This is a genomic window from Pseudomonas sp. NPDC077186, from assembly GCF_044543505.1.
Classification (GTDB): Bacteria; Pseudomonadota; Gammaproteobacteria; order Pseudomonadales; family Pseudomonadaceae; genus Aquipseudomonas.
In genome coordinates, this window is sequence record NZ_JBITWE010000002.1 from 320640 (window position 1) to 345791 (window position 25152).

At 64.5% G+C, this 25152-nt stretch carries 24 protein-coding genes and 1 pseudogene; 2 read left to right on the top strand and 23 right to left on the bottom strand.

The window, feature by feature from the left end; all coding sequences use genetic code 11:
* Positions 1 to 138: 138 nt before the first annotated feature.
* From ACIGKL_RS10130 to ACIGKL_RS10195, 14 genes are all read right to left on the bottom strand, one after another.
* Positions 139 to 948 carry a 1,6-dihydroxycyclohexa-2,4-diene-1-carboxylate dehydrogenase gene (locus ACIGKL_RS10130; protein ID WP_003463094.1) on the bottom strand — a complete coding sequence of 270 codons (810 nt, stop codon included), beginning with the start codon at positions 946 to 948 and terminating at the stop codon, positions 139 to 141.
* A gap of 54 nt (positions 949 to 1002) precedes the next feature.
* Complete coding sequence (locus ACIGKL_RS10135; protein WP_003463098.1) at positions 1003 to 1860, bottom strand: VOC family protein; 858 nt, start codon at positions 1858 to 1860, stop codon at positions 1003 to 1005.
* A 4-nt stretch (positions 1861 to 1864) separates the two neighbouring features.
* Positions 1865 to 3835 carry a TRAP transporter permease gene (locus ACIGKL_RS10140; protein WP_397486524.1) on the bottom strand — a complete coding sequence of 657 codons (1971 nt, stop codon included), beginning with the start codon at positions 3833 to 3835 and terminating at the stop codon, positions 1865 to 1867.
* Positions 3836 to 3960: 125 nt separating this feature from the next.
* A complete protein-coding gene (locus ACIGKL_RS10145) occupies positions 3961 to 5319 on the bottom strand; it encodes an OprO/OprP family phosphate-selective porin (protein WP_397486525.1) in 1359 nt (452 codons plus the stop codon).
* Positions 5320 to 5508: 189 nt separating this feature from the next.
* Positions 5509 to 6558 carry a TAXI family TRAP transporter solute-binding subunit gene (locus ACIGKL_RS10150; RefSeq protein WP_397486526.1) on the bottom strand — a complete coding sequence of 350 codons (1050 nt, stop codon included), beginning with the start codon at positions 6556 to 6558 and terminating at the stop codon, positions 5509 to 5511.
* Between the two features lie 249 nt (positions 6559 to 6807).
* Entirely contained in the window at positions 6808 to 7338 is a 531-nt protein-coding gene (locus ACIGKL_RS10155; RefSeq protein ID WP_003463149.1) for an aromatic-ring-hydroxylating dioxygenase subunit beta, read from the bottom strand.
* A gap of 34 nt (positions 7339 to 7372) precedes the next feature.
* The gene (locus ACIGKL_RS10160; protein WP_397486527.1) at positions 7373 to 8617 is read right to left on the bottom strand and encodes a Rieske 2Fe-2S domain-containing protein; all 1245 of its coding nucleotides are present in this window, start codon (positions 8615 to 8617) and stop codon (positions 7373 to 7375) included.
* Between the two features lie 132 nt (positions 8618 to 8749).
* Positions 8750 to 9580 (bottom strand): alpha/beta fold hydrolase, encoded by an 831-nt coding sequence (locus ACIGKL_RS10165; protein ID WP_296221433.1) that lies wholly within the window; start codon positions 9578 to 9580, stop codon positions 8750 to 8752.
* Positions 9577 to 9825, bottom strand: coding sequence for a 2-hydroxymuconate tautomerase family protein (locus ACIGKL_RS10170; RefSeq protein WP_268939194.1), 249 nt, complete (start codon positions 9823 to 9825; stop codon positions 9577 to 9579). The genes ACIGKL_RS10165 and ACIGKL_RS10170 overlap by 4 nt, the downstream gene beginning before the upstream one ends.
* The gene (gene dmpH / locus ACIGKL_RS10175) at positions 9797 to 10591 is read right to left on the bottom strand and encodes a 2-oxo-3-hexenedioate decarboxylase (protein WP_120248758.1); all 795 of its coding nucleotides are present in this window, start codon (positions 10589 to 10591) and stop codon (positions 9797 to 9799) included. The genes ACIGKL_RS10170 and dmpH overlap by 29 nt, the downstream gene beginning before the upstream one ends.
* Positions 10591 to 11625, bottom strand: a complete 1035-nt coding sequence (dmpG, locus tag ACIGKL_RS10180; RefSeq protein WP_397486528.1) for a 4-hydroxy-2-oxovalerate aldolase — start codon at positions 11623 to 11625, stop codon at positions 10591 to 10593. The genes dmpH and dmpG overlap by 1 nt, the downstream gene beginning before the upstream one ends.
* Positions 11626 to 11636: 11 nt before the next feature.
* Positions 11637 to 12575, bottom strand: a complete 939-nt coding sequence (locus ACIGKL_RS10185) for an acetaldehyde dehydrogenase (acetylating) (RefSeq protein ID WP_045736214.1) — start codon at positions 12573 to 12575, stop codon at positions 11637 to 11639.
* A gap of 15 nt (positions 12576 to 12590) precedes the next feature.
* Entirely contained in the window at positions 12591 to 13376 is a 786-nt protein-coding gene (gene dmpE, locus ACIGKL_RS10190; protein WP_397486529.1) for a 2-oxopent-4-enoate hydratase, read from the bottom strand.
* 33 nt (positions 13377 to 13409) lie between these two features.
* Complete coding sequence (locus ACIGKL_RS10195) at positions 13410 to 14870, bottom strand: 2-hydroxymuconic semialdehyde dehydrogenase (RefSeq protein WP_266207186.1); 1461 nt, start codon at positions 14868 to 14870, stop codon at positions 13410 to 13412.
* A 363-nt stretch (positions 14871 to 15233) separates the two neighbouring features.
* Here ACIGKL_RS10195 and nadC point away from each other — a divergent pair, with 363 nt between their 5' ends.
* Both nadC and ACIGKL_RS10205 read left to right on the top strand, forming a co-directional pair.
* Entirely contained in the window at positions 15234 to 16082 is an 849-nt protein-coding gene (gene nadC, locus ACIGKL_RS10200; protein WP_397486530.1) for a carboxylating nicotinate-nucleotide diphosphorylase, read from the top strand.
* Positions 16083 to 16156: 74 nt separating this feature from the next.
* Entirely contained in the window at positions 16157 to 16645 is a 489-nt protein-coding gene (locus ACIGKL_RS10205) for a MarR family winged helix-turn-helix transcriptional regulator (RefSeq protein WP_266207188.1), read from the top strand.
* 306 nt (positions 16646 to 16951) lie between these two features.
* Here the strand turns inward: ACIGKL_RS10205 and ACIGKL_RS10210 are convergent, their stop codons facing one another.
* The 9 genes and pseudogenes from ACIGKL_RS10210 to ACIGKL_RS10250 form a co-directional block, all read right to left on the bottom strand.
* Positions 16952 to 17068 carry a hypothetical protein gene (locus ACIGKL_RS10210; RefSeq protein ID WP_397486857.1) on the bottom strand — a complete coding sequence of 39 codons (117 nt, stop codon included), beginning with the start codon at positions 17066 to 17068 and terminating at the stop codon, positions 16952 to 16954.
* 278 nt (positions 17069 to 17346) lie between these two features.
* Positions 17347 to 18216, bottom strand: coding sequence for a helix-turn-helix domain-containing protein (locus ACIGKL_RS10215; RefSeq protein WP_397486531.1), 870 nt, complete (start codon positions 18214 to 18216; stop codon positions 17347 to 17349).
* A gap of 267 nt (positions 18217 to 18483) precedes the next feature.
* Positions 18484 to 18873 (bottom strand): annotated as a pseudogene (gene pcaC / locus ACIGKL_RS10220) (4-carboxymuconolactone decarboxylase); the annotation flags it as partial.
* 84 nt (positions 18874 to 18957) lie between these two features.
* Positions 18958 to 19746, bottom strand: coding sequence for a 3-oxoadipate enol-lactonase (gene pcaD / locus ACIGKL_RS10225; protein ID WP_397486532.1), 789 nt, complete (start codon positions 19744 to 19746; stop codon positions 18958 to 18960).
* Between the two features lie 9 nt (positions 19747 to 19755).
* Complete coding sequence (locus ACIGKL_RS10230; RefSeq protein WP_397486533.1) at positions 19756 to 21108, bottom strand: 3-carboxy-cis,cis-muconate cycloisomerase; 1353 nt, start codon at positions 21106 to 21108, stop codon at positions 19756 to 19758.
* A gap of 182 nt (positions 21109 to 21290) precedes the next feature.
* On the bottom strand, positions 21291 to 22496 hold the full coding sequence (gene pcaF / locus ACIGKL_RS10235; RefSeq protein WP_397486534.1) for a 3-oxoadipyl-CoA thiolase: 1206 nt from the start codon (positions 22494 to 22496) through the stop codon (positions 21291 to 21293).
* A complete protein-coding gene (locus tag ACIGKL_RS10240) occupies positions 22493 to 23290 on the bottom strand; it encodes a CoA-transferase subunit beta (protein ID WP_397486535.1) in 798 nt (265 codons plus the stop codon). The genes pcaF and ACIGKL_RS10240 overlap by 4 nt, the downstream gene beginning before the upstream one ends.
* Positions 23290 to 24138: a CoA transferase subunit A gene (locus tag ACIGKL_RS10245; RefSeq protein ID WP_397486536.1), complete on the bottom strand. Its 849-nt coding sequence runs from the start codon at positions 24136 to 24138 to the stop codon at positions 23290 to 23292. The genes ACIGKL_RS10240 and ACIGKL_RS10245 overlap by 1 nt, the downstream gene beginning before the upstream one ends.
* 127 nt (positions 24139 to 24265) lie before the next feature.
* Complete coding sequence (locus tag ACIGKL_RS10250) at positions 24266 to 25135, bottom strand: methyl-accepting chemotaxis protein (protein WP_397486537.1); 870 nt, start codon at positions 25133 to 25135, stop codon at positions 24266 to 24268.
* Between the last annotated feature and the right edge of the window lie 17 nt (positions 25136 to 25152).

Sequence of the window (25152 nt, forward strand, 5' to 3'; positions counted from 1 at the left end):
GGGTTCTGCGTTATGGCCACGGCCTTGCTCGCCAAACCACCGACTTAACGGCACAACCCAGGCAGCCAGGTCCATGCTGAACACGATCAGGCCCGGGCACGGCGTGAAACGCCGTACCTGCAATCGCAACGATGACTGTCAGCGCGCCACGGACGAGATACGCATGCCCCGCTTGCCGGTATCCAGGATTTCGCCGGTCATATAAGAAGCATCGTCGGAGGCCAGGAAAACGATCACCGCGGCCTGCTCCTCGATGGAAGCGGGTCGATCGAACAACCCCTCCTTGGTGACGTAATCGTAGAACTGCTGGTTCCACTGCTTTTCCTGGTCGCTCAACTCGCGTTCCAGGCGCGGCGTCGGCCGTTCCTTGACCGCCGTGTTGCCCGGTGCGACGCAGTTGACGCGGATATTGAAGTCCGCCAGCTCGACCGCCAGCGCCGTGGTCAGCCCGACCACGCCGCCTTTCGACGCGGAATAGGGAATGCGGAAAATCCCCATGGTCGCGTTGGAGCCGACGTTGACTATGGCGCCGCCCCGCGCCTGCATGTACGGCACCACCGCACGACAGCACCACAGGGGCGGCCAGAAGGAGCGCTCGACCTCGGCCTTGATCTCGTCTTCGCTGTAATGCCAGAACGGCTTCTTCCAGATGGTCCCGCCGACGTTGTTGACCAGCACGTCGATACGCCCGAAGGCCGACTCGGTTTCGGCCATCACGCTTTGCGCCCCGGCGTAGGTCGCCAGATCGGCGATCGCCACCGCCACCTCCAGGCCCTCCGCACGCATGGCCTCGGCGGCCTCATGGGTCGGCGCGGCGGACTTGTCCGCCAGCACCACCTGCGCACCCTCACGGGCCAGACGCCACGCCGTCGCCAGCCCGATGCCCTGCCCTGCGCCCGTCACCAGGGCAACCTTTCCTAAAAATCGTCTGCAACCTTGTTCGCTCATAATCCCATCCGTTTGCAACTCGATCGTGATCGGCCCGCTACGCAGCCGAACCGTTTATTCGCTGAATTCCTCGACGTTGGGCTTGGCGCCCCACATGCAGAACGAAGACGGCTTCATCTCGAACTGGCGCGGTGTGTACGAGGCCTCGTCGGTGATTCGCTTCACGCCCGAGGAATATTCGTAGACGCGCCCGTCCGGGCCGAGGAAGTAGATGAACATCGCCGTCGAGGTCGGGTGCCGGCCCGGCCCGAAGGCTATGGGCACGCCACGCTCCTGCAGGAAGTACCAGGAGCGCATCACGTCATCGATGCTCGCGACCTGAAAGTTGACGTGCTGCACGCCGATCTTGTCCGAGGGGAACAAGGCGATCTTGTGGTGCACCTCGTCGATGCGCAGCAGCGCGCCATCGCCGATCCTGTCGCTGACCCGGGCGCTGAGCACCGAGGTCCAGAAAAGCAGGTCGCGCTCGATATTGCGGCTGTGCAGACCGAAATGACCGAACTCGGTGATCCCGGCATCGCGCGCGGGAAAGTAGCGCACGCCGGTCTGGTGTGGCCGATAGACCAGCTCGATGCGGTTGTCGTTGGGATCGGTAAAGGCAACGAAGGCCTCGACCCGGCGCTCTTCGCATTCGGCCGGAGTACCCCAGTTGACCTCGATACCTTGTGTGGCCAGCTCGCTCTCGGCCGTCTTCAGCTCCGCCAGGTGGCGCAGTTCGAACGCCGAAACGTCATAAGACGCATCGCCCTGGATGTAGCAGAGGTTGAAGGCGCTGCTGTCGCCACGCAGGTAGGCGTGGGTCGCGGTTCTTTCGCGTAACTCCAGGCCAAGTATGCCGGTGGCGAAACGCACCATTTCATCGAGGTCATGGCAGCCAAGGCGCAGGTAGCAGATATCGTGCAGATTGATCATGGCTTTAGTCTCCACTCGTAGTGTTCATCGGTGTCTTGGCCAACCCGCCATGTGTCGCACTCACGCGTTGGTGCAACTGCGGAAAGAAACGCCTGGACAACAGATAACCGCCGGCGATAAGCAGCCCCGTCACACCGACCATGTCCCAGGCCGACATCGACAGCAGCCCAGCCGCGATCATGGCGACGCGGATCCAGCGACTCAGCATGCCGTGGTACCAGCCCTCGACCGCGGAGGCGATAATCAGCACGCCCACGGTCACCTTGGTAATGTCGAACAGCGCCGTCTCCCAGCCGCCGATCAGCAGCAGACCGGGGTTGTAGACGAAGGCGAAGGGCAGCAGGAAAGCCACCACACCGACCTTCACCGCGGTCATGGAAACCGCCATCGGGCGCTCGTCGGCGATGGTACTAGCGACATACGCCGACACCGCGACGGGGGGCGTGATATACGAGGCCACCGCATAGAAGATCAGGAACAGGTGAGCCTGCATCACGGTCAGGCCCGCTTCGACCAACGCCGGCGCCACCATCACCGCCACCAGCGAGTACACCGCCACGACCGGCATGCCCAGCCCACAAACGATGGTCACCACGGCCGCCAGCAACAGGGCGATGAACAGGTTGATCTGGGCGATGCCGAAGATCAGCGCGGCCAGTTTCGACGCCAGGCCGGTGATGTTCAGGCCCAACAGCAGGATACCGGCACCCGCCACCGCAGCGATCAGCGGCGCCAGGGCGGTGCAGACCTCGATGCAGGCCTCGATGAAGCGGCGCGGATTGATGCGCGTCTTGGCCGTGGTCCAACTCGCCACGATCACCGCCAACAGGCCCGCCGTCGCCGCCAGCGCCGGGGTATGCCCGTCGAGCATGTAGTAGACGAGGATGCTCATCGGCACCACGAAGACCCAACCGGTACGGACCACTGTCCACAGCGTCGGCACCAAGCTGCTGTCGATCTTGCCAACGTCGCGGCGGCACGAGTAGCAATGCACCTGGGTGTAGATGGCCGCGTAGTAGAGCAACGCTGAGGCCAGGATGGCCGCACAGATCTCGCCGTAGGCGATTCCGGTAAACTCCACCATGAGGAACACCACCGCGCCCATCACCGGCGGCAGCAGGGCACCGCCGGTCGCGGCGACCGCCTCCACCGCGGCGGCATAGCGCCCGGTGAAGCCCGAGCGTTTCATCATCGGGATGGTGATCGGCCCGGTGGTCATCACATCGGCGGCCGGGCTGCCGGAGATCATGCCGAACAGACCGCTGGAGGTGACCGCGACCTTGGCCGAACCACCGGCAGAACGCCCGGCGATCAACGCGGCCAGATTGAAGAAGAACTCGCCGCCGCCACTCTTCTCGAGCAACTTGCCGAAAGTGACGAACAGGAAGGCATAGACCGCCGCCACCTGAACCGGCGCCGAGAACAGACCACCATCCTGTGGCGAGACCATCAGGCCCTCGAGCAGGTAATCCCACTCCAGACCACGATGGCCGAAGAACCCCGGCAGGTAATGGCCGAACAGGCAGTAGGAGATTACCAGCCAAACCACCACGGAAATGCCTGGACCGACACAGCGGCGCAGCAACTCCAGAGTGAGGAACAGGTACAGCCCCGCCACGGCCAGATCAAGAGGCAGGAACTCGCTCAGCCCGCTGATCCAGTCGTGATAACGGCTCATCTGCGAAATCAGATAGAGCCCCCCGATCAGGCTCAAGCCGGACAGGATGTAATCGCCAAGGGTGCTGCGATGAACGTCCGGCGCGTAGCTGATCGCCAGAAACGAGATCACATACATGGGCACAACGAAAACAATAGCCAGCTCTAGCCGGCCGAACTCGCCGGCAAGCGCATACCAGACCTCGAAAATTGTCAGGGGCACCGCCAACAAGGCAAAAAAGGCATATTTATTACGATCCAAGGGCAACTTGTTACCCATCTGGAACAGCAGCCAGAATGATCTTTTTACGTAGTGCATGAGGTACCTCCACTTACTGGCGCCAGTGCAACCAACTGACGTAGTCGCTGATTGCGGTCTCGGGAATATATCCCGGAGTGGGCCACCCATTGGCGGGCCACCCCAGCGTTAACGGCAACCAGCGATTACCACTCGACCTGCGCGCGAGCCTGCACAAAGCTGGGTTCGTCGCCATTGTTCGGTCCGCCATCGACCTTAAGTACATTGCCGTATTCCAGACTGAGGCGTAGCCGCTGCTCCGGATACCAGTTGACGCCCAGCATCAGCATGTCGATCTTGCCGCCATCGATGCTACCGTCGGTGAGATCGACGGTGCTGTAACCGCCCGCCAGTTGCCATGCACCAATGCCGCCCTGGCTCAGGCTACGTACCGGCGTGGGCGCGGCGAAGAGCCCGCGGCCGGCATCGTAGGCACGCGACTCGCCGGTGAGGAAGTAACCGGCCTGCACGTAACCACCGGTGAACTCCGGCTTCTCGCCATCAGCGAGGCCGCCCTGGACCTGATCGTATTTCTGCTGGAAGTACTCGGATTCCAACTCGAACGGACCGCGTTGATAGATCGCCTGCACACCCGCACCGATAAAGCCGTCGGAGATGAAATTGCCGGTGTCCACCGGACGGAACGAGCTGATGTGGGTTTGCGGACGAGTACGCTGACGGTGGGCGTCGGAACCATTGGAGGACTGGTGGCGCAACGACGCGCCAAGGTTCAGCACGTGCCCCCTTTCCTGAATCGGGTTGAAGGTGAACTGGGTGGCCAGATCGACCGGGTCGTTGCGGTTGGCTTCCGAGGCACGGGCGCCCAACACCGCCTGGGCCGCGCCGAAGCTCCAGCGCCAGTTCGAACCGATCAGATCGCTGCGCCCGCCCAGACGCCGCTCACCCGCGCCGAGCAGCAGGCTGGAAGTGGGCTGCTCCATGAACATCGTGTATTTCGGGCTCTGCTGGCCCTGGAAACCGAACGGCTGGAACTGGTTGCCCAAGTACAGGCTGAGCTGGTTATCGGCCGGTTTGAAGCCGTGGTAGCCCAGATAGGCATCCTTGATGCCGCTCTCACCGCTGCCGGTGAAATCGTACTGGAACACATACGACCAGTCCTTGTAGAGGGTCCCACTGGCTTCCAGGCGGGCCTGGCGGAACTTGGTGCCGCTGCCCATTGGCGACAGGTCGGTGTCGTACCAGGAGGTGTCCATCAGCAGGCGGCCACCGATACGGAAGGTGAAATTGCCATCCTCGGTGGCGAGTTGCATGCGGCCGCCGCGCTCCTGGACCGTGACGATGTTGCCGGCGCGCTTGCTGGCCTGAGCGGCTTGCGCCTCGGCTTTGACGGCGGCCAGCGCTTCCTCTAGGGCCCGCACGCGTTCAGCCAGGTCCTCTTCGGCCGCGTGTGCCGCCTGGATATTGGCGGTCAGCAGCAGGCCACCCAGGGCGAATGCCGTCAGCTTGGCAACGCCGGAGCATTTGTTGATTTCATAGTTTTTCATGATCACTCACCTTTTTTATCTTTATTATTAAGAAAGCTTCTTAACATGAAGCGCATGCGCTGCCCGTCCCGTGGTTCGCCAGCGCCCAGGGTCGTTACTTCACGGCTTCAGGGTGGCGCTAGCGGCGGTACGGGATCTACTGGACACCGTGGAACGTGCGACGGTGACGGACGCTCCGCAGTGCAGCGGTTACTCGATCAAACCGACTTCGCGGTAGAACGCCTCCGCGCCGGGATGCAGCTTCAGGCTGCCGACATCTGGCAGACGCTCGCGGCTGGCCAGTGACAGCGCCGGGTGCAGGGAGCGGTAGCGCTCCATTTGTTCGTACATGGACTTGGTCAGCTTGTAAGCGTCGTCGAAGGTCGCCTCTGGACCGGCGACGATGATGAAGCTGGTGAAGGGCACGTACAGGTCTTCCTTCTGGAAGGTGTAGGCACCGCCGGGAATGACGCCGACCTTCACACCCAGCTCCTTGGCCACGTACTCGGCGAGTTCCTTGGAAAGTGGAATGAAGGCGATGTCCTGCACGCTGCCCAGTTCGACGATGGCCCCCGCCGGCGTGGCGCCGCCGGTGATGATCACGTCCAGGCGGCTGTCGCGCATCAGGTCGTTGGACGCGCCGGTGGGTTGCGGCACCAGGGTGCCGCCCCAGCTTTCGATGTCCTTCATGGTCTTGCCGTAATAGGACAGCAGCGCGCGGACATGCTCGCGGGCCCAGAGGTTGCCTGGCTGGTTCACCGACAAGCGCATGGGGATTTCTTTCTTGATCAGGTCATCGAAGCTGGTGATGCCGTGCTGATCGAGAAACTGCTTGCGTGCATAGACCTTGAGCGCGAACACGTCCGGCGCGCCATTCAGCACACCGGTGATGCTGCCCTCGGGATAAGCCTCGCGGAACGGCGCGCGGCCTTCATAGGCCATGCGCGGTTCGACGATGCTCTCGAGGGCGAACGGGCGACGCCCGGTACGCAGGTATTCGAGGCCACCGGCCGGATTGCCCGGCTCATAGATGATGCTGGAGTTGGGGTAGTTGCGACGTACCGCGTCGATTACCCCTTCGCCAAAGACCGACACCTGACCACCCGAGGAATAACCTGCGATGGTGACGTTGACCGGCCCTTCCTTGACCTGGGGCGTGGCCGCGACGGCCATGGTGGCGTTGGCCGCAATTGCCAGCAGCGCCGTTCCCAGTATTCTGCGATTGAATGTGCAGCCGAGCCGCACCAAGGCATTCAACATGACTAAATCTCCAATTGTTCTTGTACTTATGGTTAAAAATCGTCGTGTTTCTTGCAGCTAAAACCCTGGATAAGGTGTCCTGCCTTATTCAGTAGTGCCGAGTCCGGTGATCCCGAACTCAGCGCCAGCAACTCCATCTGCCGCGGAGCTTTGAGTGCTCCAGAACTTCCATGCTGCTTGCACTCTGCCTCCTCAGAGGCCGCTGAAAAGCTCGCCGACACGTCGATGCCGGCGCTGCCCAACCGCCGATCAGACCAGGAAGGTCAGGTTCGGCATTGCCTCGTCGTTGTTCAGCAACATCACTTTCTTGCTGCGGATGCGGAACCCCTCGGGGGTGCTCTGCAGCCGATACACACACTTGCCGAACCAGATGTTCTGCACGCCGACGCGAATCTCGCCGAGCACGAAACTGGAGGCGACCTCCAACTCGTCGCCCTCGCTCCTGAGCGGCACCACGCCGGAGATGGTGCGGACCAGCTTGGCCTGCGGCCGATAGGCGTGGGCGGTCTTGTCCTTCAAGCGCATCATGCGTTCGCTCAAGTTCGCGCGATTGTCGTAGATGATCGCGATGCCGGTGCTCGGGTCCTGATCGTCGTCGTTGCACGGCACCCAATAGAGGATGTCGTCACCGGACCACAGGGCCATCCAGCGGTCGTACTCGTGTTCGTCCATCAAGGCTGCTTCATAGGCCAGAAAGCGTTCGAGGCGCAGTTGCGTCTCGATGTCCAGGATGCCGCCGACCAAGGCCGCCGGGGCCGCGTTTACAATTTGCTTCGCCATCGATTTCTCTCCGCTTCGGATGTAACCGGCCGCCTCAGCGAGCGGTCATCAGGCGCTTCCATTCCTGCATTTGCGCCCGTTGGGTGGTCTCGTCGCTGATACAGGCCGTTATGCTGCCGTCCTCGTCGACTTGCTCGCGGTTCAGGCCGCGGGCCAGCAGCACCCAGGGCTCGGAATCGGCCAGCAAGCCGCGCTGGGTACGTTCGAAAATCTCGGCATCGTCCGGCGAACCGGCGGCGGCTGGGCCATAGAAGGCCTCGTGGGCGCGCAGGCGCTTCTCGTTGATGCTCGGCCCCACGCCCTTGAGAAACACCGGATACATCAACACTTCGGTTTCGCCCGGGCTGATCGGAATCACAACGCGCACATGGTCATGAATCAGTTGCAGGTTGGGGAACAACCCCAGATGCGGGTCGCCGTGCCAGGCCAGCAATTCCTCGGCGTGCTCCTGGCCGTAATTGGCCACCATGTCCGCCACGTACTGACGGCCATCTTCGCTGCGCTGCAGATCGTCGATCGCCATCGCCGCATGGGAACGGCGCTGCTCGCGAAAATCCAGGCAGGCGTGGCCATTGGCGAAGCCGCGGGTACGGCTCTGCGAGACGTCGGCAAAGGGGTCTTCCAGGTGCAACGCGCCCACGGCGGAGCCGATGGTGCTTTCGCGCTTGCTGAAGATCTTGAACACCGACATGTGCACGTAGTGCGGGTGGTAGCCGTCCATGCCGATCTGTTTCCAGTTGCCGCGGTACATGGTCTTGTTGACCACACCCGGCTTTATCTCGATTTCGCCGACCGGCGAAGAGTCGATCATGATGTCGAAGAACTGCTTGGTCGAGCCCAGGTAGTCGTCGAAGCTCATGCCTTCCTCGGCCAGGCTGGCGAAGACGAAGCCGCGGTAGCTGCCGACACGCGGCACCTTGGGCAAGGCATGCTGTTCGCTGGAGAAATTCTTGTCGTAGGCTTCTGGCCCGGTGACCCCGACCAGGTTGCCCTTGGTGTCGTAGGTCCAGCCGTGGTACCAGCATTGGAAGCGTTTGGCGTTGCCGCGTGGTGCTTCGCAGACCTGGGCGCCACGGTGGCGGCAGCGGTTGATCAGCAGTTGCACCTCGCCGTTTTCGTCACGCGTGGCGATGACCGGAAAACGGCCCAACTGGATGCGCTTGAAATCGCCGAATTTGGGAATCTCGCTCTCATGCAGGGCGAACAGCCAGGTGCGATGGAAGATACGTTCCATCTCGTCCTGGAAAATCTGCTCATCGGTAAAGATGGAGCTATGCACGCGGTCTTCTTTGACCAACGCGCCATAGTCACGACTGGATGCAATCAACGTTGTCATTGTTATGGCCTCATCACTACAGGTCTTAGCCGCCGTCGCTGCGGCGTGGGTTTCCAGCGGCGGTGCCGCGTGGCGCTATTCGTTGAGGAAATCCGTCACCAGCTTGTTGAAGCGCGCAGCGTGCTCGATCTGCGTCCAGTGCCCGCAGCGGCCGAACATGTGCAATTGCGCATGCTCAATCAGCTCGAACAGCGTCTTCGAGGTCACCGGCGGCACGATGCGGTCTTCGCGGCCATGGATGATCAGGGTCTCCTTGTCCAGCGCGCGGATGTCGGCCTCCGCGCTCGCCAGGGCATCGACCCAGCGCTGGCGCGGGGCCGGGAACATCTGCGCGAACGCCTCCTGGTAGCCAGGGCGGATGCTGGCGCGATAACGCAGCTCAGCCAGTTCGTCGCTGATCAGCGCCTTGTTGTAGGCGAAGCTGTCCATCAGGTGGCGCATGCCTTCGACCGACGGCGCGTAGCCCCAGACATCGTCCAGGCCCTGGGTCAGCTCGAAGTCGACACCGGCGGCGCCCATCAGCACCAGGCGCCGCACGCGCTGCGGATGACGAATCGCCATGGCCAGCGCCAGGGCTCCGCCGTAGGAATTGCCGACCACATCGGCCTGCTCGATGCCGAGGGCGTCGAGGAAGTCGATGGCGTGCTTGACCCAGGTGTCCAGGTTGTAGCGGATGCCCTCGGGGCGCTCGGTGTAGCCGAAGCCGACCATGTCCGGCGCGACCACGCGGCGGCCCTCGGCCAGCAGCGGGATATTCAGCCGCCAGTTGGCCCAGGCGGTAACGCCGGGGCCGGAGCCGTGCAGCAGCAGCAACGGCGTAGCGCTGCCCTGGCCGGCATCGTGGTAGTTGGTGTCGATGCCGCCCGCGTCGATACGCAGGCCGATTTCCGGATTCTCCACGCTCATTTCTTATCCTTATCGCGTTGTGCCATTGATTGCCCTGCCGTGCCCCAATGGGTCTTGGGCAGTTCCTGGAGCAGCACCCGAACCGCTTCGGGCTTCACCACCAACGTCTCGACGACAGTCGCCGTGAGATCGTGGATCAGGCGTTCTTTCAGTTCGGCCGAGCGGCCTTCGACAATCGTTACCTGCAACAGCGGCATGGTCGGCCCTCTCTTCGAATCAGATGAAACGCGCGCTGACCGAGCCAAGGCCCTGGTAACGCACGGTGATGTTGTCGCCCGGCGCCACCGGTACCGCCGCGGTGATGCCGCCGGTCATGATGAAACTGCCCGCCGGGATATGCTCGCCGCGTTCGGCCAGCAGGTTGGCCAGCATCGCCACGCTGGAAGCAGGATGGCCAAGCACTGCGGCACCGGCACCGAGCTCCACCACTTCGCCGTTCTTCTCCATCACCACGCCGAGGGTGCGCAGGTCCACGTCGGCCACATCGGCCATCTGCCCGCCGGTAATGAAACGGGTCGAGGAGGCGTTGTCGGCGACCACGCTGATCAGGTCAAACTTGAAGTTCTCGTAGCGCGAGTCGATCACTTCCACCGTCGGCACGACGAAGTCGGTGGCCGCCAGCACCTGGCCGATATGGCAGCCCGGGCCGTGCAGCGGGGCCTTGGTGACGAAGCTGATCTCCGCCTCGATCTTCGGGTGGATCAGTTTGGCGCAATCCACCACGCCGCCGTCGGCGACGCTGAAGTAGTCGGCGAGGAAGCCGTAGATCGGCGTTTCCACGCCCATCTGCGCCATCTTCGCCCAAGAGGTCAGGCCCATCTTCAAGCCGACGATCTTGTTGCCGCGGGCCTCCTTGCGCCGGCGGATTTCCCACTGCACGTCGTAGGCATCGGCGAAGGTCATGTCCGGGTAATCGTTGGTCACCTTGCTGATGTCATGCGCATGCAGCTCGGCGTTTTCGATGTGCTCGGCCAGGGCCAGCACCTGTTCGCGGGTCAGGGTACGGTTCATCAGTTGCGCTCCTTACGGGCGGCCAATAGGTCGAGGGCGACGTCGACGATCATGTCTTCCTGGCCACCGACCATGCGCCGTTTGCCCAGTTCGACGAGGATGTCCACGGCCTTGAGGCCGTATTTCTGCGCGGCCACTTCGGAATGACGGAGGAAGCTGGAGTAGACCCCGGCATAGCCGAGGGCCAGGGTTTCGCGGTCGACCCGCACCGGGCGATCCTGCAACGGCCGGACGATGTCGTCGGCGGCGTCCATCAGGGTGTAGAGGTCGGTGCCGTGCTCCCAGCCCAGGCGTTCGGCGGCGGCGATGAACACCTCCAGCGGCGCGTTACCGGCACCGGCGCCCATGCCGGCGAGACTGGCGTCGATGCGGTCGCAGCCCTCCTCCACCGCGACGATGGAGTTGGCCACGCCAAGCGACAGGTTGTGGTGGGCGTGCATGCCGGTCTGGGTTTCCGGCCTGAGCACGGCCTTGACCGCGCGGAAGCGCTCGCGCACGTCCTGCATGCTCAGCGCACCGCCGGAGTCGACCACGTAGATGCAGGTCGCGCCGTAGTTCTCCATCAGCTTGGCCTGCTTGGCCAGATGCTCGGGGGCGATCATATGGCTCATCATCAAAAAGCCGACGGTGTCCATGCCCAGCTCGCGGGCGTATTCGATGTGTTGCTTGGAGACGTCCGCCTCGGTGCAGTGGGTGGCCACGCGGACCACCCGCGCGCCGGCGGTGTAGGCCGCCTTGAGGTCGTGCACCGTGCCGATACCGGGCAGCAGCAGGGTGGCGATTTTGGCGTGGCTGATCACGTCGTTGACCGCCTCGATCCACTCCAGGTCGGTGTGCGCGCCGAAGCCGTAGTTGAAGCTGGAGCCTTGCAGGCCGTCGCCGTGGGCCACCTCGATGGAGTCGACCTTGGCCTGGTCCAGCGCGCGGGCGATGTCCTGCACGTTCTGCAGCGAGTACTGGTGGCGGATCGCGTGGCTGCCGTCGCGCAGGGTGACGTCGGAGATATAGAGTTTCTTGCCGGGGTTGAAGGTCATGGCGATTCTCCTCAGGCCTTGAGCATCGACTGGGCCATGCGCTCGGCAGTGGCCAGCGCGGCGGAGGTCATGATGTCGAGGTTGCCAGCGTAGGCCGGCAGGTAATGGGCGGCACCTTCGACTTCGAGGAACACCGAGGTCTTCAACCCGCTGAACCGGCCGAGGCCGGGGATGTTCAGCGGCGCGGACTCGGGGATCACGTCGAACTGCACCTGCTGCTTCAGGCGATAGCCGGGCACGTAGGCCTGCACCGCCTGAACCATTTCCTCCACCGAGGCCGCGACGGCGGCCTGATCGGCGGCGGCGGACAGCACATACACTGTGTCGCGCATGATCAGCGGCGGCTCGGCCGGGTTCATGATGATGATCGCCTTGCCCTTGGCCGCACCGCCGATCACTTCGATGGCTTTGCTGGTGGTCTCGGTAAACTCGTCGATGTTGGCGCGGGTGCCGGGACCGGCCGACTTGCTGCTGATCGAGGCGACGATCTCGGCGTAATGGACCTTGGCCACGCGGGAGACTGCGGCGACCATCGGGATGGTCGCCTGGCCGCCGCAGGTGACCATGTTGACGTTGAGCTTGCCAAGGTGCTCTTCCAGATTGACCACCGGCACGCAGTACGGGCCGATGGCCGCCGGGGTCAGGTCGATCAGGCGGATGCCCGGTTTGGCCTGGCGCAGCAGCGCCTCGTTCTGCACGTGGGCACTGGCCGAGGTAGCATCGAAGACGAAATCGATGTCGGCGAATTCGGGCAGGTTGATCAGCCCTTCGACGCCGGCATGGGTGGTCGCCACGCCCATGCGCTGGGCGCGGGCCAGACCGTCGGAGGCGGCGTCGATGCCGACCATGGCGCCCATTTCCAGGTACTTGGCGTTGCGCAGCACCTTGATCATCAGGTCGGTGCCGATATTGCCCGGACCGATGATCGCGACTTTGAGTTTCTGGTTCATCTGCAAGCCTCCAATTTAGGTGAAGCGCACGGAGGCGCTGCCGATACCGCCGATGTCGACGCGCATCACGTCGCCGGCCTTGACCGGCTCCAACGGCACCAGCGAGCCGGACAGGATCACCTCACCGGCTTTCAGCGCGATGCCGAAACGGCCCAGGGTGTTGGCCAGCCAGGCCACGCAGTTAACTGGCGAACCGAGCGCCGCAGCGCCGGCCCCGGTGCTGATGATGTGGCCGTTCTTTTCCACCACCATGCCGCAGGTGACCAGGTCGACCTGGCGCGGCGATACCGCCTGGTCGCCGAGCACGAACAGGCCGCAGGAGGCGTTGTCCGCCACGGTGTCCTGGATCTTGATTTTCCAGTCGCGGATGCGCGAATCGACGATCTCGAAACACGGCATCACGCACTCGGTGGCGGCCAGTACGTCGGCGTTGGTCACGCCGGGGCCGATCAGGTCCTTCTTGAGGATGAAGGCGATCTCGCCCTCGGCCTTGGGCTGCATCAGTCGCTGGCTGATCGGCACCGCTTCGCCGCTGTTGAACACCATGGCGTCGGTCAGGTAACCGAAGTCCGGCTGGTGCACGCCCAGCATGTTTTGCACCGCCTTGCTGGTCACGCCGATCTTCTTGCCGATGATCTGCTCGCCGGCCGCCAGGCGTCGTTCGAGCAGGCGCAGCGAGATGTGGTAGGCATCGTCGAGCGTGATGCCCGGCTCCCGCTCGGTCAGCGGCGCCACCGCGCTGCGGTCGAGCATCGCCGTGAAGAGTTCGTCGCCGTACTGGTCAATCTTATTTTTTTCCATCCCAGCTCCCCTATGCCCGCGCAACGGCGCCGGCTACAACTTGATGCAGATATTGGAAAGCTCGCTGTAGAACTCGAGCCCGTGTACACCGCCTTCGCGGCCGATGCCCGATTGCTTGCTGCCGCCGAACGGCGTGCGCAGGTCGCGCAGGAACCAACTGTTGATCCAGCACAGACCGACCTCGATTCGCGGCGCGAGGCGGTGCGCGCGCGACAGGTTTTCGGTCCACAACGCCGCGGCCAGGCCGTAGGGCGTGTCGTTGACCAGGCCGATCACTTCTTCTTCGCTGTCGAACGGGCGGATGTGACAGCAAGGGCCGAAGATCTCTTCGCGAACTACAGCGCAGTCTTCCGCCAGACCGGTCCAGATGGTCGGCTGCACCCAGGCGCCCTCGGCCAGGGCGGCCGGCATTTGCGGCACACCGCCGCCGGTGACCACGGTGGCGCCAGCGGCGCGCGCCTTGTCGTAATAAGAGAGCACCTTGTCGCGGTGCTCGTGGCTGATCAGCGGACCGAAGCTCACCCCCGGCTCTTCCCACCAGCCCATGCGCAGTTGTTCGGCGCCTTCCTTCAGGCGCTGGACGAAGGTCTCGAAAATCGGCCGTTCGACGTAGACCCGCTCGGTGCCCAGGCAGACCTGACCGCAGTTGGCGAAGGCCGAGCGCAGGGTGCCTTCGATCGCCTTGTCCAGGTCGGCGTCGGCGAATACCACCGCGGCATTCTTGCCGCCCAACTCCAGGGACACCGGCAGCATGGCGTCGGCGGCAACCTTCATGATCGCCGTGCCGGTACGCGTCTCGCCGGTAAAGGTGATGCCGTTGATACCGGGATGACGGGTCAGGTACTCGCCGGCCGAAGCCGGGCCGAAGCCGTGCACCACGTTGTAGACACCCTTGGGAATCCCGGCGGCGTTCATCACCTCGCCGAGCAGCGCGGCGGTGTGCGGCGTTTCCTCGGAAGGCTTGACCACTACGGTGTTGCCGCAGGCCAGGGCCGGACCGACCTTCCAGGTCATCAGCAGCAGCGGCAGGTTCCACGGAGCGATGACCGCGATCACCCCGCGCGGCCGGCGCAGTGCGTAGTTGAGTGCGCCAGTACCGTCCGGGGTATCCATCTGGAAGCTTTCGGTGGATACGTTCTTCACCAGGTCGGCGAAGACTTTGAAGTTGGCCGCGCCACGCGGGATATCGATGTGCGAGGCCAGCGATTTCGGCTTGCCGGTGTCCAGGCACTCGGCCTCGAGGAACTCGTCGAAGCGGGCATTGATGCCGTCGGCCACCTTGTGCAGCAGGGCCATGCGCTCGGCCACCGGCATGCTCCCCCACTCCCCCTCCAGGGCGGCACGGGCAGCGCTCACCGCGGCCTCGATCTCGTCTTGGCCGCCTTCGTGCACCTTGGCAATCACTGCACCGTTGGCAGGATTGATGTCGTCGAAGGTGCGACCGCTTCGCGAGGCCACGTATTCGCCATTGATAAAGTGCTTGATCTCACGCATCGACAACTCCATCACTTCCAGTCTCGGCTGAAGAATTTCTCATTATTAGAGAAAGAATCTTTAATATTGATTCTCTCGTAAAAACTACCCCGCCTTTGCTCCTGCATGCTCTGCCTCATCGTCGGGACAGCGCCACCGCCTGGAGTGGCTTGGATCATGTCCGAGCGCAAGCGCGCATCGACTTGGCGCACAAACTTATGTATCTAAGTTAGGCATCTAAGATACTATGCATCGGCGGACTGTCAAGGGGGTGCCAGGGAAAAAATGAAGCAGCGGATAACCGGTTCCGAGCGCAAGCCAGGGGCGGTGTTTTCCCGATCCGCGTCCGAGGTCCGCATACCTCTCAACTTTCTGGAAAGCGTTATGTACGACATCCATCTCGACCGGCTCGGTGACACCATCCGGGCAAACGCGCGGGCCGCGCTCGCCGAGGACATCGGCAACGGCGACATCACCGCGCAGTTGATTGCGGACGGCTGCATGGGCCAAGCGTGGGTGATCAGCCGTGAGAAAGCAGTGATCTGTGGCACTGCCTGGGCCGACGAGGTCTGCCGGCAGGTCGATCCGAGGCTGGTAGCCGAGTGGCATGTGGCCGATGGCGAATCCGTCGAGCCCGATCAGCTATTGCTGCACATCACCGGTCCCGCCAGGGCGTTGTTGAGCGCCGAGCGCAGCGTGCTCAATTTCCTCCAGTTGCTATCCGGCATAGCCACTCGCTGCCGCCATTTTCAGGACCAGGTGGCCGACACTGGCGTCAAACTGCTCGATACCCGCAAAACCCTGCCGGGCCTGCGGCTGGCGGAGAAATACGCCGTCCTGTGTGGCCAATGCCACAATCATCGCCTCGGCCTCTACGACGCGTTCCTGATCAAGGAAAACCATATCGCGGCCTGCGGCGGCATCGCTCAGGCCGTCGATCTTGCCAGACAGCTAGCGCCAGGCAGACTTATCGAGGTGGAGGTGGAAACGCTTGCCGAGTTGCACTTGGCACTGGCGACCGGAGCAGAGATGATCATGCTCGACAATTTCAGCGCCGAGGACATACGCCGCGCGGTGGCGATCAATGCCGGCAAGGCCAAACTGGAAGCGTCCGGGGGAATCAATGAAGGTAATCTGCGGCAAATTGCCGAGACCGGAGTGGATTACATTTCCCTCGGTACCTTGACCAAGGACGTAAAAGCTATTGATCTGTCGATGCGCCTGTCCATCTGAGCCAGCACGATAGACACCCTGTTCGACTCCGCTGCGCAAGCAGCCGGGCACCACGATTTTGAAATGGATAACCGATGAGACAGAAAAACGACCATACGGCACAGCAGGTTCTACGCCACTGGAGAGAGGAGGTTCCCGACGACCGACTGGCCCACTTGGTCCGGGACGCCGCGCGGGTATTGACCAAAAGCCTGCAGTTGCGCCTGGCCGAACACGATGTCAGTTTCGGGCACTGGGCCTTTCTCCGCGTGCTATGGGTCACCGAAGGCCTTACGCAACGGGAGCTCAGCGATCAGGTCGGGCTGATGGAGCCAACCACGTTTACCGCGCTGAAAGCCATGGAGTCCCAGGGACTGATCGAACGGCGCTTTCAGGATGGCAACCGAAAGAAGATCTACATCTACCTCACGCCGAAAGGCCGCGACCTGAAGGACGTCTTGATACCCATCGCGGAAGAACTCAACGAGGTGGCGATGCGCGGGTTGTCCGAAAGCGAAATCAAGGTAGTGCACCGAGCGTTGCTGGGCATTATCGAGAATCTCGTCGATGCGGGTGCGGTGTAAATTGCCAGAGCCATCTCGGATCCAGGCCCTGCAGCGGCACCCGCTAGCTGTGATCTCACGGCTGACCAGCAGGTGGCTGGTCAACTCCATCTGACCACCATGCGCACTTGGGGAAAGCTGGTGTCGCCATGCTGGTTGCTGGCACTGCCGTAGCGTTCGCGATTCTCCGGCGTATCGGGTGTGCGCCAGACGAGGCCGTCGACACTGAGCAAGCGTAAACCTGCCCAAGCGGGGTGGTTGGCGGCAGCGTGCCAGCGTTGCTGGGTCAGGGCAAAAACCTCACGAACCGCCTCGCTGCCGAGACGTTCACGGCCCTGGACCACGGCGCTGGGCGCTACCAAGGGGCGCTGACCGGATGCGGCTGACGACATCCCAAGCCGACATGCGGCGAAACAGCGCCATGCCGATCACACACCAGATCATTGCCTCCAAGGGCTAGCGTCGCTTGCGCAGAGTGGCTACACCTGCCGTCTCGAAGGCAGATTTGACCAATTCCGGGTCAAGCAGCGCCCCTAGCCCCTCGAAGGCATGGGCGGTAGAAGCAACTTCATGGGTCAGCGCGAGTGCACGGGAAAGCCGCATAAAAAATCCGATGCCTGGAGTAGGCATCGGATTCTGCTGCCAACCCGCCATAGGTCAAGGCGGCGGGCTTAACTGATCGGCATTAGCCCACAAGCCGGCTTTTTTATGCCTGTTTTAGCTCAGCGATGCAGCCGAAACGCCTTCGGCGCCATGCCGGTGCCACGCTTGAAGAAGCGCGAGAAGTAGCCCGGTTCGGAAAAGCCCAGGCTGTCTGAAACCTGGCTCACCGTCATGGTGGTATACACCAGGCACCGTTTGGCCTCGAGCAGCAGCCGCTGATTGACCAGTTGCAACGCGGACTGCCCGGCCAGCCGCCGGCACAGCGCATTGAGGTGCGCAGCACTGATGCCCAGGCGCGTGGCGTAGTGCTCGATGGGCAGATGTTCGCGAAAATGGACTTCGAGCAACTGCACGAATGCCTGCACATGCTCGCGCCCTCTGGCATCGGCAGGTTCCTGCGCCTGACTGTGCGCCAGTTGACGACGTGCGATAGTCACCAGCAGGACACTGATCAGCGATTGCAGCATCAGCTCCCGCGCGGGTTCGAAGCGGCCGTACTCCTGAGCGATCGACTCGAACAGGGCATCCAGATAACGGCGCTGCTCACCCACTTCGTAGTACATGGGGCTCTGCAGTGCCTGCTGCCCCAGTGGGGCGGCCAGCCGTTCAACCAGCGGACGCGCCAGGCTCAGCACATACCCCTGAATGTCATGCGAGAAGCGAAAACCGTGCACGCACAGCGCCGGCACGATCTGCAGCGACGCGCTACGCACCTGACGTAGTTGGCCCTCAACCTCCAGCTCCGCCACCCCTGCCTGTACATAGAGCAACTGCAACAGATCCGCATGCCGGTGCGGTTTGATCTCCCAGCCATGCAACTGACTGCGCTCGGGAATCGACTCGCAATGGATCAGGTCAGGTGTCGGCCACGCAGCAGTCTCACCGTAGAGTTTGAACACCGGCACCAGGGGCGCTTTCGAAGCAATCATGGCAGGACTCCGGAACCCTCGAAAAATCCAATGGCACTTACCAGATACTGCCCTGCAAGCAGGCTTTGATCCATAAGAAGGCAGACTCGAGCATAGGCCCGCATACAGCGCCACCTCTCGGAAAAATCATCGTACAGGCATGATGGGAGAGATGATCACTGGGAGGGTTGTGATTGGCGAAGACGCCCCTCAGTCACGCGCATCAGGCATAAAAAGCGCCGCCCGGATGCGTGGTCCGTGCGGCGCTGCATTGCTCGCGGGTTCAGTCTGCAGGGACTCGACACCCAGCTCGTCCCACACGGCTTCGGCCAGGTGGAAGGTGGCATTGGCCGCCGGGATGCCGCAGTAGATGGCGCTCTGCATGATCACTTCCTTGATCTCTTCGCGGGTCACGCCGTTGTTCTTCGCCGCGCGCAGGTGCAGGCGCAACTCGCCCTCGCGGTTCATGCCGATCAGCATGGCGATGGTGATCAGGCTGCGGGTATGCCGCGGCAGGCCGGGGCGGGTCCAGATATCGCCCCAGGCGTGACGGGTGATCATCTCCTGGAACTCGCTGTTGAACGGCGTGAGCTTGTCCAGGCTGCGGTCGACATGGGCGTCGCCGAGCACCGCGCGGCGCACCTGCATGCCGGCTTCGTAGCGTTGTTTTTCGTCCATCTCAAACTCCGGTTGGGTGGTGCGCGCGGCGCACCCTACGGCAAACGTGGATCCGTAGGGTGCGCCGTGCGCACCATAACGGTCTCAAGCCTTGAGGAAATCCAGCAGCGCCTGGGTAAAGGCCACGCCAGCCTCGACGTTGGACAGGTGCGCGGCGTGGAACTCCACCAACTGCGCGCCGGCGATGTGCTGCTGCATCAAGCGACCATGCTCGGTGGTGGTCACCGGATCAAGGCTGCCGCAGAGGATCAGGGTCGGCGCGCGGATCGCACCAAGCTGCTCGCGGAAATCGGCATCGCGCACCGCCGCGCAATTGTCCGCATAACCTTCGGGCGAGGTCTGCGCCAGCATGCCGACGATGGGCTCGACCTGCTGTGGCTGCGCCGCGGCGAAGCCGGGGGTGAACCAGCGCGAGATCGAGGCGTCGCGCAAATCGCGCATGGCCTGCGCGCCGCCGGCCAGCACCGTGTCGATGCGCGGGTTCCACACCTCCGGCGCGCCGATCTTGGCGGCGGTGTTGCACAGCACCAGGCGTGCAATGCGCTCGGGCGCGTTGATCGCCAGCCACTGGCCGATCAGCCCGCCCATGGACAGCCCGCAGAAATGCGCCTTGGCGATATCCAGCGCATCGAGCAGGGCCAGCACGTCGCGGCCCAGTTGCTCGATGCTGTAGGGCCCGTCAGTCACCAGCGACTGGCCATGGCCGCGGGTGTCGTAGCGCAGCACCTGGAAGTGGCGGGTCAGCGCTGGCAGCTGCACATCCCACATATGCAGGTCGGTGCCGAGGGAGTTGGACAGCACCAGCACCGGCGCGCCGGCCGGGCCTTCGAGCTGGTAGTTGAGATCGCCATCGGCGAGACGTACGGCAGGCATGGATAACTCCTAAGGCGAAAATTGCTGGTGTTCGGCGACGGCCCGCTGCACCCAGCGGCGGGCCTGTCCCAGGTAATGGGCCGGATCGAGCAGACGCTGCAGCTCGGCGGCGGACAGCTCGGCGCCGACCTCGGCATTGGCGCCAAGCACCGCGCCCAGGTGCACGCCCTGCTGCACCGCCTGGCGGCAGCACTGCTCGACCAGGTGATGGGCGGCGTCGCGGCCGATGCGCTGGGCCAGGGCGATGCTCACCGCCTCGGCCAGCAGCAGGCCCTGGGTCAGTTCGAGGTTGGTGCGCATGCGCGCGGCGTCCACCTCCAGCCCCGGCACCGCCAGCAGCGCCTGCTGCAGGGCGCCGGAGACCAGGCAGCACAGCTCCGGCAGGGTTTCCCACTCGGCGTGCCACAGGCCGAGGCTGCGCTCGTGCTCCTGCGGCATGGCGGCCAGCATCGTCGCCACCAGGCCCGGCGCGCGGGTAGCGGCGCCGATCAGCACGGCGGCGCCGACCGGATTGCGTTTGTGCGGCATGGTGGACGAGCCGCCCTTGCCCGGCGCGGAAGGCTCGAACACCTCGCCGGCCTCGGTCTGCATCAGCAGGCTGAGGTCGCGGCCGAGCTTGCCCAGGCTGCCGGCGATCAGCCCGAGCAGGCTGGCGAATTCCACCAGGCGGTCGCGCTGGGTGTGCCAGGGCTGCTCGGGCAGGTTCAGGTGCAATTCATCGGCCAGCGCCTCGGCCACAGGCCAGGCCTGCTCGCCGAGCGCCGCCAGGCTGCCGGAGGCGCCACCGAACTGCAGGCTCAGCAGACGCGGCTTGAGTTCATTCAGGCGCTGACGATGGCGGGTAATGGCGCCGAGCACGCCGGCCAGCTTCATGCCCAGGGTCACCGGGGTGGCCTGCTGCAGCCAGGTGCGCCCGGCCAGCGGGGTGTCGGCATGGCGCTCGGCCTGCGCCGCCAGGGCGTCGGCCAGGGCGGCGAGGTCGCTTTCGATCAGCTCGACGGCGGCGCGCAGCTGCAGCACCAGGCCGCTGTCCATGGCGTCCTGGCTGGTGGCGCCGAGGTGCACGAAGCGCTCGGCCTCGGGGCTGGCGGCGGCGATGCGCTTGCCCAGCGCCTTGACCAGCGGGATGGCGGAATTGCCGGCCATGGCGATGGCCTCGGCCAGCGCCGGGTAATCGTAAAGCTCAGCTTTACAGGCCGCCTCGATGGGCACCGCGGCCTCGGCGGGGATCAGCCCCACACGCGCCTCGGCCCGCGCCAGCGCGGCCTCGAAGTCGAGCATGCCCTGCACCCGGCCAGCGTCGCAGAAGATCGCGCGCATGGCCGGCGCGGTGAAGTAGGCATCGAAGAGTTGGTTGCTCACGAGCTGCGGGTTCCTGAGAAAGTCGGAATCAGGCCTAGTGTGGCATCAATGTCGGGTTGTGGTGCGCACGGCGCACCCTACGTCTGCAGCGCTGCGCGCACCATCAGGGGATCGCCCGTGGGAGGGGCTTTAGCCGCGACCGGGCGTCGCCGCTAAAGCGCCTCCCTTAGAGCGAGCGACCGTCACACCCGCTCGATCGCCAGCGCCAACCCCTGGCCGACGCCCACGCACATGGTCGCCAGGCCCAGCTTGCCACCGGACTTCTCCAACTGGTGCAGCGCGGTCTGCACCAGGCGCGCGCCGCTGGCGCCCAGCGGGTGGCCGAGGGCGATGGCACCGCCATTCGGGTTGACCTTGGCGCTGTCGTCGGCCAGGCCCAGCTCGCGCATCACCGCCAGACCCTGGGCGGCGAAGGCTTCGTTGAGCTCGATCACGTCGAACTGGTCGATGCCCAGGTTCAGCCGCTCCAGCAGCTTGCGCACCGCCGGCACCGGGCCGATGCCCATCACCCGTGGCGCGACGCCGGCGCTGGCCATGCCCAGCACGCGCGCCCTGGGCTGCAGGCCGTGTTTTTTCACCGCCTCGGCAGAGGCCAGGATCAGCGCCACGGCGCCGTCGTTGACGCCCGAGGCGTTGCCGGCGGTGACGCTCTTGCCTTCGCCGTTGACCGGCTTGAGCTTGCTCAGCGCCTCCAGGCTGGTGTCGGCACGCGGATGCTCGTCGCTGTCGACCACGGTGTCGCCCTTCTTGCCCTTTATCACCACCGGCACGATCTCCTCGGCGAAGAAACCTTGGGCCTGGGCGCGCGCGGCGCGCTGCTGGCTGCGCAGGGCGAACAGGTCCTGGTCGGCGCGCGACACCTGGTAGTCGTCGGCGACGTTGTCGGCGGTCTGCGGCATGGCGTCGACACCGTACTGCGCCTTCATCAGCGGGTTGATGAAACGCCAGCCGATGGTGGTGTCCTCGATCTTCTGCTCACGACCGAAGGCCGTGGCCGCCTTGCCCATCACATAGGGCGCGCGCGACATGGACTCCACGCCGCCGGCGATGGCCAGCTCCATCTCGCCAGAAGCGATGGCGCGGAAGGCGCTGCCCACCGCATCCAGGCCGGAGGCGCACAGGCGGTTGAGGGTCACGCCCGGCACGCTGTCGGGAATACCGGCCAGCAGCAGCGCCATGCGCGCGACGTTGCGGTTGTCCTCGCCGGCCTGGTTGGCGCAACCCATGAACACTTCGTCGATGGCCGCCAGGTCGAGCTGCGGGTTGCGCTCGATCAGGGCTTTGAGCGGGATCGCCGCCAGGTCGTCGGCGCGCACCGGCGCCAGGGCGCCGCCGAAGCGGCCGATGGGCGTGCGGATGGCGTCGCAGATAAAGACGTCGCGGCTCATTCGTCACCTCCGGCCTGGCCGTGGGCGGCCGCGGTGCGTGCTTCCAGGGCGCGCAGCGCTTCCAACTCGCTGTCGTTCGGCGCCTCGGTCACGGCCAGATTGTCGGCGAAACGGATGGCCCAGCCGGTGTTCTCGATCACCTGCTCGCGGGTCACGCCCGGGTGCAGCGAGGTGACCACGAACTCGTTGGTGCCGGCTTCCGGCTCCATGATGCACAGGTCGGTGATGATGCCCACCGGGCCCTTGCCGGGCAGGCCGAGCTGCTGGCGGTGGTCGCCGCCCTCGCCGAAACCGACCGAGGTGATAAAGGCCAGCTTGTCGACGAAGGTGCGGTGCGACTGCTTGAGGATGATCAGCACTTCCTTGGCGCTGCCGGCGATCTCCGGCGCGCCGCCGGCACCGGGCAGGCGCACCTTGGGGTTGTGGTAGTCGCCGATCACCGTGGTGTTGATATTGCCAAACTTGTCGACCTGGGCCGCGCCGAGAAAACCGACGTCGATGCGCCCGCCCTGCAGCCAGTAGCGGAAGATCTCGCCAGTGGGCACCACGGTGTCGGCGGTTTCGGCCAGCTCGCCGTCACCGATGGACAGCGGCAGCACGCTGGGCTTGGCGCCGATGGCGCCGGATTCGTAGATCAGCACTACGTCCGGCGAGGAGGTCAGGCGCGCCAAGTTGGCGGCCTTGGACGGCAGGCCGATGCCGACGAAGCAGACGGCGCCGTTCTTCAGGCGGCGGGCCGCGGCGACAGTCATCATTTCGTTGGTGCTGTAGTCGCTGGTGGAAAGCGCGCTCATTATTTGGCCTCCGCAATCTTTTTCTGGAATGCCGCGAAATCGGCGGTGTCACGGATGTGCTCGTCTATCCAGGCGGTAAAGCTCTCGCGGTCGCGGGCAATCGGGTCCCAGGCCTGGTAGAAACGGTTGTCGCGCTCGTAGTAACCGTGGGCGTAGGACGGGTGCGCGCCGCCGGGCACGTGGCAAACGGCGGTCAGCGCCCAGCTCGGCAGCACGCAGGCGTTCATCGGCGCATTCAGGTCGTCGACGATCTCCTCGACCGTGACGATGCAGCGCTTGGCCGCCAGGGCCGCTTCCTTCTGCACGCCGAGGATGCCCCACAGCAGCACGTTGCCCTTGCGGTCGGCCTTCTGCGCGTGGATCACGGTGACGTCCGGGCGCACGGCCGGGGTGGCGGCCAGCTTCTCGCCGGTGAAGGGGCAGTCGATGAACTTGATGTTCGGGTTGACCTTGGGCAGGTCGGAGCCGGCATAGGCGCGCAGCAGGGCGAACGGCAGGCCTGAGGCGCCGGCGACGTAGGAGTTGGCCAGGTCGGCGTGGCTGTGCTCGTCGATTTCCAGGGCATTGGGCCACTGCTTCTCGACCGCGTCGCGCAGGCGGTGCAGCGAGCCGACACCGGGGTTGCCGCCCCAGGAGAAGGTCAGCTTGCGCGCGCAACCGGCACCGATCAGCAGGTCGTAGACCAGGTCCGGGGTCATGCGCACCAGGTGCAGGTCTTGCTTGCCCTGGCGGATCAGCTCGTGGGAGGCGGCAGTGGGAATCAGGTGGGTGAAGCCCTCGAGGGCGACGCAGTCGCCGTCGTTGACGTGGCGCGAAATGGCTTCGCCCAGGGTGATGATGTCGGCCATCGTATTGTTCTCGCTTGGGTTGCAGGTGCCACCGGGCAGGGGTGGCGGGTGAGTTCAGATTAGGGCGGGGCACGGGGCGGAACAATCCGATAATCGCCTTATTGTGCGATTATCGAACCATTCCTGATCAGGGGGCGTTCTCCAGCTGCGCGCGCATGCCCAGGGCCAGCGCCTGCTGCGCAGCCAGGCGTTCGACGATGCGCTGCACTATGGCCAGCCGCGCGCTGGCGCCCTCGCGCATCTCGGCCATGGCCTGCAGGGCGTCGGCCGACTGACCGAGGCCGGCGCGGCTGTCCTCCTCGACCTGGCGCAAGCCGCTGCGCGCGCCTTCGGCGGCCTGCTGCAGGCTGGCGACTATCTGGCGGATCTGCTCGCTGGCGGCGTTGGCGCGCTGCGCCAGGTGGCGTACCTCGTCGGCCACCACGGCGAACCCCCTGCCCTGCTCGCCGGCGCGCGCCGCCTCGATGGCGGCATTGAGCGCCAGCAGGTTGGTCTGCTTGGCGATGTCCTGGATGCTGCCGACTATGCTGCCGATGCGTTCAGTCTGCTCGCCGAGGTCGTCGAATACCCGGGTCACCGGCGTCATATGCCCGGCCAGGCGCTCGATGGTGGCGGTGGCGGCGCGGATGCTCTCGGCGCTGCCCTGCACCTTCTCGCCGGCGCCGCGCGCCAGCTGGTCGGCGTACTGCATGTCGTCGCGGCTGGCGGCGATGGCCTGTTCCAGTTCGGCAAGGCGCGCCAGCAGCGGCGCCAGATCGACCTGGGGCGCCGGCACCGCAGCAGGCACAGGCAGCGGCTCGACCGGCGGTGTGGGCGCCGGCAGCTCCGGCATGAAGTCTTGCGGAACCACGGCAGGTGTCGCCCGCCGTGGCCAAGCGGCGCCGAGGCCGGCCAGCAGCGCCAAGGCTGCCACGCCCTGGGCCAGCGGCTCGCCGACCAGCGCCAGGAGCACGGCGGCACAACCGGCGGCGAGCAGGGCAAGTAGCGTTGCGATCATAAGGGTTCTCCGGTGGT